This is a genomic window from Gelidibacter sp., from assembly GCF_035577925.1.
Lineage (GTDB): Bacteria > Bacteroidota > Bacteroidia > Flavobacteriales > Flavobacteriaceae > Gelidibacter.
The window spans coordinates 1-9107 of sequence record NZ_DATJCY010000395.1; the positions used below are offsets into that span (position 1 = coordinate 1).

A 9107-nucleotide genomic window follows, 5' to 3' on the forward strand; every position below is an offset into this window, starting at 1 on the left:
AAATTGTCCGACAACATCAAAAAAGTGGGTGTTTTTGTAAATGCACCACTTGAAGATATTATTGATAAAATAGAAAAGTACAGTTTAGATCTGATCCAATTACATGGCGAGGAAACGCCTGAGTTTTGTGAAAAACTAAAAAAATATCTTATAAAAACAGATGAAAACTCTGAGATTCCTGCTTACGCAGGAATTATCAAAGTATTTTCCATTAAAGACCATTTCAATTTTGACGAATTACAGCCCTACGAATCGGTGTGCGATTATTTTTTGTTTGATACCAAAGGAAAACTCCCAGGAGGTAATGGCTACACTTTTAACTGGGAAGTATTACAAAATTATCCCTCGACCAAACCCTATTTTTTAAGTGGCGGCATTGGTTTGGAAGAAATTGAAAACATCAACTCATTCCTAAAAAGACCAGAATCCCAATATTGTCATGCGATTGACGTAAACAGTAAGTTTGAAGTAGAAGCAGGATTTAAGGATTCGGAGCAATTAGCAGTATTTAAAAATAAATTAAACTAATAAAATATGAGATTCCCGCAAAGCAGGAATAAAGATTATGACATACAACATCAACAACAAAGGTTATTATGGCGAATTTGGAGGGGCATACATTCCAGAAATGCTCTATCCCAATGTGGAAGAATTACGCCAAAACTATCTCAAAGTTATGGCCGAACCAGAATTCCAAGAAGAATTCAACGCCTTACTTAAGGATTATGTAGGCCGTCCTTCGCCACTCTATTTCGCCAAGCGATTGAGCGAAAAGTACAATACCAAGATTTACTTAAAGCGCGAAGACCTTAACCATACTGGCGCACACAAAATAAACAATACTATCGGTCAGATTTTGATGGCCAAACGTTTGGGCAAACATCGCATTATTGCCGAAACCGGTGCTGGACAACACGGTGTGGCAACAGCAACCGTTTGCGCACTCATGGGAATGGAATGCATCGTCTATATGGGCGAAATTGACATTGCCCGCCAAGCTCCCAACGTTGCCAGAATGAAAATGTTGGGCGCAAAAGTTGTTCCTGCACTTTCTGGCAGTCGTACTTTAAAAGATGCCACCAATGAAGCTATCCGCGATTGGATTAACAATCCTGTAGATACTCATTATATTATTGGCAGCGTGGTGGGTCCACATCCTTATCCAGATATGGTGGCGCGTTTTCAGGCCGTGGTTTCCGAAGAAATCCAATCACAACTTCAAGAAAAAGAAGACACTTCCCAACCCAATTATGTGGTGGCATGTGTGGGTGGTGGCAGTAATGCTGCTGGTGCTTTTTATCATTTTTTAGACAATACCAACGTCCAACTTATTGCGGCCGAAGCTGCAGGAAAAGGTGTGCACTCAGGTGAAAGTGCCGCCACATCAGTCCTTGGAAAAGTAGGTATCATCCATGGCAGTAAAACCTTATTGATGCAAACCCCTGACGGACAGATTACGGAGCCATACAGTATTTCGGCAGGATTAGATTATCCAGGTGTTGGACCTATGCATGCCCATCTTTACAAAACCGGTCGTGCGGAGTTTATAGCCATTACTGATGATGATGCCATGAATGCCGGTATGGCACTTTGCAAACTGGAAGGCATTATTCCCGCTATTGAAAGCTCGCATGCCTTAGCTGTTTTTGATCACAAAAAATTTAAACCCAATGACATTGTTGTGGTCAGTCTTTCAGGTCGTGGCGATAAGGATTTGGAAACGTATATTAGACACTTTGGGCTTTAAAATAGACAAAACCTTTGAGGTTTGAAATAACAATTAATAAGATGAGATTCTTGCCTTCGCAGGAATAAAGTTTAACTAAAAAAGAGATTCCCACCTTCGTGGGAAGTAAACATGAACAGAATCAACAAAAAACTACAGGAAAACAGCAACGACAAATTGCTCTCCATATACTTTACCGCAGGCTATCCCAACCTCAACGACACGGCAACCATCATCCAAGATCTGGAAAAAAATGGTGTTGGCATGATTGAAATCGGACTGCCGTTTAGTGATCCTTTGGCCGACGGCCCAACCATTCAGGCCAGTTCCACACAGGCCCTTAAAAACGGAATGACTACAGAAGTGCTTTTTGACCAGCTTAAAGACATTAGAAAAACAGTCCGTATTCCTTTAGTTATAATGGGCTATTTTAATCCCATCTTACAATACGGCGTGGAAGCTTTTTGCGAAAAATGTGCAGAAGTAGGAATTGACGGACTCATTATCCCCGATTTGCCTGTTGATGTCTATAACGATCAGTACAAAACCTTATTTGAAAAATATGGCATCATCAACGTGTTTTTAATAACCCCCCAAACCAGAGATGAACGTATTCGGTTTATCGATTCCATTTCCAACGGTTTTATTTACATGGTCAGTAGTGCCAGCGTTACAGGAAGCAGCTCCGGATTTGGCAATGAACAAACGGATTATTTTAAACGTATTGCCAACATGAACCTTAAAAACCCACCGATTATTGGTTTTGGAATTTCAGATCATAAAACGTTCAATCAAGCTACTCAATATGCCAAAGGCGCTATTATTGGGAGTGCTTTTATTAAACATCTCACCAATCAAGGTATTGGAAAAACAAGTGATTTTATCCAAAGAATCCTGAATCCATAAAATCAATTAAAATCGACTTGCAACTGTGGAGCATTTTAGGAATGGCACCAAGATAACTCTATTGACAAAAAACTCATTCTTCAAAGCTTATCAAAACAAATTAGAAGGCTTAATTAGGTCCAAAAAAATTGCTAAAACAGAGTGAAAATATTCTAAAAAGAGAAGAATAGACCAAAAATTTTCGATGAGATGACGAAATTGAAATATAATATTGGGAACATCTGCACGTTTTAATTCTATCAATAGTAATTTTTAAAATAATTGATTATGAAATCAAAAAAAATGATGCTTGCGAAAAGATTAATCTTCAGTGTTTTCGCAATAATTGGATTAGCAGCTTGTAGCAATGATGATGGTCCTAAAAACATGGAGGGCAATGCTAAGCTAGCCTTAAGACTTACAGATGCACCTGGAAATTATGATGCCGTCTTTATAGATGTTAAAGATGTTGAGATAAAATACAATGGCAACCAAGGAGACAGGGTACTAGGGATTGAGGGTGGTATATACAACCTTTTAGAGTTAACAGCAGGCGTGAATGTTCTTCTATTTGACAATGAAGTTCCTGCTGGGGATATTAGCCAAATAAGGTTGATTTTAGGTGATAAAAACACCGTCGTGATCGATGGGCAAACCTTGCCTCTATCTACTCCAAGTGCGCAACAGTCAGGTTTAAAAATTAAAGTCAAACAGCGTCTAGAGGCCGGTATTTTATATGATTTTATTCTCGATTTTAATGTCGATAAATCCATTGTATCACAAGGAAATGGAGAGTATAGTCTAAAACCTGTAATTAGAGCCATCACAACTGCCGAAAGCGGTGCCATTTCTGGTAAAATAGTACCTAAAGGCATATCGGCAATGGTTACTGCGACAGATGGGGATTTGGAAATAGCCTCTTATACCAACTTGGAAGGCGATTTTTTACTTAGCGGTGTGCCTGATGGAGTTTATATGGTAACCGTCCAAACGGATGTAGCTTTGGAAATTCCTCCGTTAATTATAAATAACGTAGCCGTAGTTAAAGGCAAGGTGACCTCTTTAGGCCAAATTAGTTTACAGTGATAATGAGTGCGGATTTTTTAAAATTAACTTATGTCTTTTCCACAAATTGTTTGTCCCAAAAACAGCATCCGAACTGAGATAACTAATAAAAGCATAAAAAAATCCACACTATCTCTTCCATTTTTTTAAGATAACTTTAATACACTTTACCGTTATTTTTAGTATCTTATCATTTCCTTAAATCGAAGAGATTAATCAGTAATTTAATTGCATCTTAAAACAACATCGAGACCTAAAAGCGTCAAAAATAAATCCATTTAACCTATTTCAAAATAAAACCTATTCTTACCTTTAAGCAATAGGTTTTATTATTTAAAAATAGCACATATGCCCTTAAACATTGTATTGATTGAACCAGAAATTCCTAATAACACAGGCAATATTGGCAGGTTGGCATTAGCCTCAGGCGCACGTTTACATTTGGTTAAACCCTTTGGGTTCGAAATTACTGATGCACGCCTTAAACGATCGGGATTGGATTATTGGCCGCATGTAGATATTACAATTTACGATGACACAGCTTCTTTTTTTGAACAACATCAAGATAAAAACATGGTGTTTTTATCAAGCCATGGCCACAAGGACTATTGGGACATCCCGTTTGAAGACGAATTGTTTTTAATCTTCGGAAAAGAATCTGTAGGACTTTCAAAAGAGATCATTGACAACCCTAACAACGAGTTGTATAAAATCCCACTGTTCAACTCCCATGTTCGGAGTCTCAACCTTGCCAACGCCGTGGCCATTGTAACTTATGAAGGCATCAGGGCCTTAAGATAACACCGAAAAACAATCTATTGATTACCCACACAACAGCACAACTTTTATTGAAGCATATTATGGAAGATATAGAAAACATTGAACTCACATACTTAAGTTTAGAGGATTATCAGGAATTAAAAGAGGCCATGATCGCTTCTTACATCACTATGCCCGATTTGTTCTGGCGCGAAAACCAAATCAAAAAACTGATTGATAAATTCCCTGAAGGGCAAGTGGTCATAAAGATCAACGGGCAAATAGCAGGTTGCGCCCTAAGCATCATAGTAGATTATAATAAATTTGATGCCAACCACACCTATAAAGATATCACCGGAGATTATACCTTCAGCACGCATACCGATGATGGCGATGTGCTGTATGGCATTGATGTGTTCATCAAGCCCAAATTCAGGGGGCTTCGATTGGGTCGCCGTCTTTATGATTATCGTAAGGAACTCTGCGAGCGCCTCAACTTAAAAGGAATGGCCTTTGGTGGCCGAATGCCTAACTATCACAAATATGCCGATACTTTATCGCCTAAAGAATATATTGCCAAGGTGCGAAGCAAAGAAATCCATGACCCTGTATTCAACTTTCAGATTTCTAATGACTTCCACCCTACCCGAATTTTAAAAAACTATCTGGAAGGTGACACTTCTTCAAAAGATTATGCCGTGCTCATGGAATGGCGAAATATCTATTATGAAAAAGAGTCCAAAGAACCAACGACCATCAAAAAAGTTGTGCGTTTGGGTCTGGTACAATGGCAAATGCGATTGTATAAAAATATCGATGAAATGATGCAGCACGCTGAGTTTTTTATCGATTCGGTTTCTGGATACCGTAGTGACTTTGCGTTGTTCCCTGAGTTTTTTAATGCCCCCTTAATGGCAGGAAACAATCATTTATCTACTGCAGAAGCGATTCGCGAATTGGCGAAGCACTCTGACGATATGGTACAACGATTTTCAAAACTGGCCATTTCTTACAATATCAATATCATCACAGGAAGTATGCCCGAAATAGTCGATAACAAACTGTACAACGTGGGCTATTTGTGCCGACGTGATGGCACGACCGAGCGCTTCGAAAAACTACACATTACCCCAGACGAAGCCAAAGTATGGGGCATGGTTGGTGGGAGTCAACTTAAAACTTTTGATACCGACTGTGGCAGAATCGGTGTACTTATTTGCTATGATGTAGAGTTCCCAGAGCTCAGCCGTATTATGGCCGATGAAGGTATGGATATTCTATTTGTGCCGTTTTTGACCGATACACAAAACGGATTCTCACGCGTGCGCCATTGCGCACAGGCCAGAGCCATCGAAAATGAATGCTATGTAGCCATCGCCGGCAGTGTGGGCAACTTGCCAAATGTTGAAAACATGGACATCCAATACGCACAATCTATGGTGTTTACGCCTTGCGACTTTGCATTCCCAACCAATGGCATCAAGGCTGAAGCTACGCCAAATACCGAAATGATCCTCATTGCGGATGTCGATATCGACCTTTTAAGAGAGTTGAACCAATTTGGAAGTGTGAGGAATTTAAAAGACCGCCGAAAAGATATTTTTGAACTTAAAAAGAAATAATTATGAACTATCATATCGTGATCAACAGCGTTAAAAATGTTGAAGAATTTAAAGACGCATGGACTTCAACTGATTATATTGAACTTTTGGATCAGTTTGGATTCCCAGGTGCAGAAAACTCTAAACCTGAAGAACTGGAAGAACTCCTCTTTATGGCCATTTCAGACTTTGAGGGCCATGAAGCAGCAGCTATTTTACTAGATTATAAATTATCAGAGCATTTGAATCCTAACCAAATCGATCAGATGTCGCACGATATGCTCAATGATAAAATCTCCGAAGAGTACAGCGATATTTCATTGCACCATCAGCTTTTCAATATCAATCAATTACTACATAAAGCCTACAACGGCACATTTCCAAATACTAAAGCAACGGTTATCGAATTTGAAATTACGCCAAATCAAAATATTACCAAGGAAATAGTTTTAAAAGTCCTTGATAAAACCTTGGCCCACAACAATATCATCAAACGGTTGTATGCTGACCAACTCGCAGGAAAAGAAGCTTTTGATGCTGCCGAAGCCATTGTTTGGGAACTAAAACCCACGGGCAATCAGTCTTATCTTATGACCACCTCAGAATATTGGATCAGTAGGGATGAATTTAAAGATGCCGAGTTTGATGCAGAAATTGTGGTATTTGAGAGTGATGAAGAAGATTGAGAATCCTAAAAAATAGAAACTAGACAATTAAATATAGAAATTAGGCGCCAGACAACTGAAAACTTCAAACCTTGAACTTTAAACTAGAAAACTGAAACACCAACAACAGACAGATTATTTCCGCCGCTTACGCAACATATTCAAATACATCTGCTCTACTTTAGTGCGTGCCCAAGGCGTTCGTCTTAAAAACTTTAAGCTGGACTTGACCGATGGGTCTTCGTTAAAACACTTTATTTTAATCATTGTGCCCATATATTCCCAGCCATAATGCGCCACCAATTCATTGATGATCTGTTCAAGTGTTATACCATGTAAAGGGTTATTAGGTTGCATTTTGTTTAAATGGTTTGTGGTTTATAGTTTGACATAAGACGAAATGATCTAAGACGTAAGACGGTTTTGTCCATTTTTAGTTTTCAGTTTTAGGTCAACCGTCATACGCCTACTATTGTCTAGGTTCTGTTGTCGGTTGTCGGTTGTCGGTTGTCGGTTAAAAACTTCATCATTCGTAATTCGTTATTCAACATTCTTTATTCTAAAAACTTCAACTGCTCCTGATAGCTATCGGGATCAACATATCTGCATTTAAGCCTTCACCAATGCCAAAATCTTCACTGCCTTTTCAAAATGATCCAACTTATGCGTCATAATCCACCAAGTGGCAGCTTCCATTAACAATTCAGGGTCATCATTTTTATTGGCAAAAAAAGCATAAAAAGACAACCCAACTTGAGGCCCTTTTGCGGCAATCTTTGCTTCACATACCGTAATCATTTTATTCTTTAAAACTTCTCTAATGGCCATTTCTTGTTTATGGTTTCTGATTTCTTAGCTATCGGAATTCAACTTCGATTTCAACTTCGATTTCAATTTCAACTTCGATTTCAATTTCCACCAATAACTACCCCGATCAATTCCGTCGTCTGTTCCTATCAGACCTACCCGTAGATTGATCATTCGTATTTGGTCGTTTTGTTTTTGGCTTACTGCCTGGTTTGCCACTTGGTTTATTGCCCGATCGATTATTTGGTCTGCCACTTCGTCCTTGACCTTGTTTAATAGGCTCAGTGGAGGCATTAGGGTCGGGTTCAAAACCTTCAATAATCTCTACAGGAATACGTTCCTTAATCAACTTCTCGATATCACGAAGATAAGAAGTTTCATCGGCACTCACCAATGAAATTGCTAATCCGCTTGCCCCTGCTCTTCCGGTACGTCCAATACGGTGCACATAATCTTCAGCGACATTAGGTAATTCAAAGTTGACCACGTGGGGCAACAGGGGAATATCCAATCCACGGGCTGCAATATCCGTAGCCACCAATACTCTTATCGTACCCTTTTTAAAACCGTCCAGCGCTTTGGTTCTGGCACCCTGGCTTTTGTTACCATGAATGGCCATAGCACTGATTTGGTTGCCGATGAATTTCTGTGCCAATTTGTTAGCACCATGCTTGGTTCGCGTAAAGACCAAAACCTGTTGCCAATTGCCATCTGAAATTAATTTGACCAGCAAATCCGCCTTTAAACCTTTGGCTACACGATATACCTGTTGGTCAATAGCCTCTACCGTCGTATTCTCGGGTGTAGCCTCTACCAGTACCGGATGGTTAAGGATATCATTGGCCAGCGCCTTAATATCCTTTGAAAACGTTGCCGAAAATAAAAGGTTCTGGCGTTTGGTTGGTATAATGGCCATAATTTTTTTGATATCGCGCAAAAAGCCCATATCCAACATACGGTCGGCTTCATCCAATACCAAAATCTCGACATTGGCAAGCGACAGTAAGCGTTGGTTATGCAAATCCAGTAAACGTCCCGGTGTGGCAATCAACACATCCACGCCATTGCGCAGTGTCACCACTTGTGGATTCTGGTTGACACCGCCAAAAATAACGGTGCTTCTTATATCTAAATACATACTGTACTGCCTCACGTTTTCATACACTTGTGCTGCCAATTCGCGGGTTGGTGTTAGTACCAAAGCCCGTACGGGACGGTGGCGCAAGGGCTTTCCTTCCGATAATAGTTGCAGTAAAGGCAATGTAAAACCTGCCGTTTTTCCGGTACCCGTTTGTGCCGATGCTAAAACATCTTTACCTTCTAATACTAACGGAATGGCTTTTTGTTGAATTGGTGATGGCGTTGTATAGCCTTGTTCGCTGATGGCTTTGAGTAAAGCATCAGATAATCCTAATGAGTTAAATGACATATATTGTGTTTACGAAGCAAACACTAGTACGTTAGGTCACTCCCTTTAATTTTTGCAAAGGTACAGTTAAATTAATAGCAACAGCACCATGTGATACAAAAAATGTAAAACACTCCGTGTGTATCTCTTGCAGAAGCACAGGGACGCAGAGAAAAATTCGTGTAATTAGC

10 protein-coding genes are annotated in these 9107 nt (G+C 39.6%); 7 read left to right on the forward strand and 3 right to left on the reverse strand.

Features of this window, described 5'->3' with window-relative positions; genetic code table 11:
• The 7 genes from VNJ50_RS14825 to VNJ50_RS14855 all read left to right on the forward strand — a co-directional run.
• A partial coding sequence (locus VNJ50_RS14825; protein ID WP_325583071.1) for a phosphoribosylanthranilate isomerase occupies positions 1-528 on the forward strand: 528 nt, incomplete at its 5' end.
• A 37-nt stretch (positions 529-565) separates the two neighbouring features.
• Complete coding sequence (gene trpB, locus VNJ50_RS14830) at positions 566-1747, forward strand: tryptophan synthase subunit beta (RefSeq protein WP_325583072.1); 1182 nt, start codon at positions 566-568, stop codon at positions 1745-1747.
• 111 nt (positions 1748-1858) lie between these two features.
• Entirely contained in the window at positions 1859-2632 is a 774-nt protein-coding gene (trpA, locus tag VNJ50_RS14835; protein WP_325583073.1) for a tryptophan synthase subunit alpha, read from the forward strand.
• Positions 2633-2914: 282 nt separating this feature from the next.
• A complete protein-coding gene (locus tag VNJ50_RS14840) occupies positions 2915-3697 on the forward strand; it encodes a DUF4382 domain-containing protein (RefSeq protein WP_325583074.1) in 783 nt (260 codons plus the stop codon).
• A 327-nt stretch (positions 3698-4024) separates the two neighbouring features.
• A complete protein-coding gene (locus tag VNJ50_RS14845; protein WP_325583075.1) occupies positions 4025-4477 on the forward strand; it encodes a tRNA (cytidine(34)-2'-O)-methyltransferase in 453 nt (150 codons plus the stop codon).
• A 59-nt stretch (positions 4478-4536) separates the two neighbouring features.
• Positions 4537-6057 (forward strand): bifunctional GNAT family N-acetyltransferase/carbon-nitrogen hydrolase family protein, encoded by a 1521-nt coding sequence (locus VNJ50_RS14850; protein ID WP_325583080.1) that lies wholly within the window; start codon positions 4537-4539, stop codon positions 6055-6057.
• Positions 6058-6059: 2 nt separating this feature from the next.
• Entirely contained in the window at positions 6060-6722 is a 663-nt protein-coding gene (locus VNJ50_RS14855; protein WP_325583076.1) for a hypothetical protein, read from the forward strand.
• A 114-nt stretch (positions 6723-6836) separates the two neighbouring features.
• Here the strand turns inward: VNJ50_RS14855 and VNJ50_RS14860 are convergent, their stop codons facing one another.
• From VNJ50_RS14860 to VNJ50_RS14870, 3 genes are all read right to left on the reverse strand, one after another.
• On the reverse strand, positions 6837-7058 hold the full coding sequence (locus tag VNJ50_RS14860) for a VF530 family protein (RefSeq protein ID WP_325583077.1): 222 nt from the start codon (positions 7056-7058) through the stop codon (positions 6837-6839).
• 252 nt (positions 7059-7310) lie between these two features.
• The gene (locus VNJ50_RS14865) at positions 7311-7529 is read right to left on the reverse strand and encodes a DUF6500 family protein (RefSeq protein WP_325583078.1); all 219 of its coding nucleotides are present in this window, start codon (positions 7527-7529) and stop codon (positions 7311-7313) included.
• Between the two features lie 106 nt (positions 7530-7635).
• A complete protein-coding gene (locus VNJ50_RS14870; RefSeq protein ID WP_325583079.1) occupies positions 7636-8937 on the reverse strand; it encodes a DEAD/DEAH box helicase in 1302 nt (433 codons plus the stop codon).
• Positions 8938-9107: the final 170 nt, after the last annotated feature.

Coding starts and splice junctions, on each gene's coding strand:
- trpB (WP_325583072.1), top strand. CDS start 566: ATGACATACAACATCAACAACAAAGGTTATTATGGCGAATTTGGAGGG.
- trpA (WP_325583073.1), top strand. CDS start 1,859: ATGAACAGAATCAACAAAAAACTACAGGAAAACAGCAACGACAAATTG.
- VNJ50_RS14840 (WP_325583074.1), top strand. CDS start 2,915: ATGATGCTTGCGAAAAGATTAATCTTCAGTGTTTTCGCAATAATTGGA.
- VNJ50_RS14845 (WP_325583075.1), top strand. CDS start 4,025: ATGCCCTTAAACATTGTATTGATTGAACCAGAAATTCCTAATAACACA.
- VNJ50_RS14850 (WP_325583080.1), top strand. CDS start 4,537: ATGGAAGATATAGAAAACATTGAACTCACATACTTAAGTTTAGAGGAT.
- VNJ50_RS14855 (WP_325583076.1), top strand. CDS start 6,060: ATGAACTATCATATCGTGATCAACAGCGTTAAAAATGTTGAAGAATTT.
- VNJ50_RS14860 (WP_325583077.1), bottom strand. CDS start 7,058: ATGCAACCTAATAACCCTTTACATGGTATAACACTTGAACAGATCATC.
- VNJ50_RS14865 (WP_325583078.1), bottom strand. CDS start 7,529: ATGGCCATTAGAGAAGTTTTAAAGAATAAAATGATTACGGTATGTGAA.
- VNJ50_RS14870 (WP_325583079.1), bottom strand. CDS start 8,937: ATGTCATTTAACTCATTAGGATTATCTGATGCTTTACTCAAAGCCATC.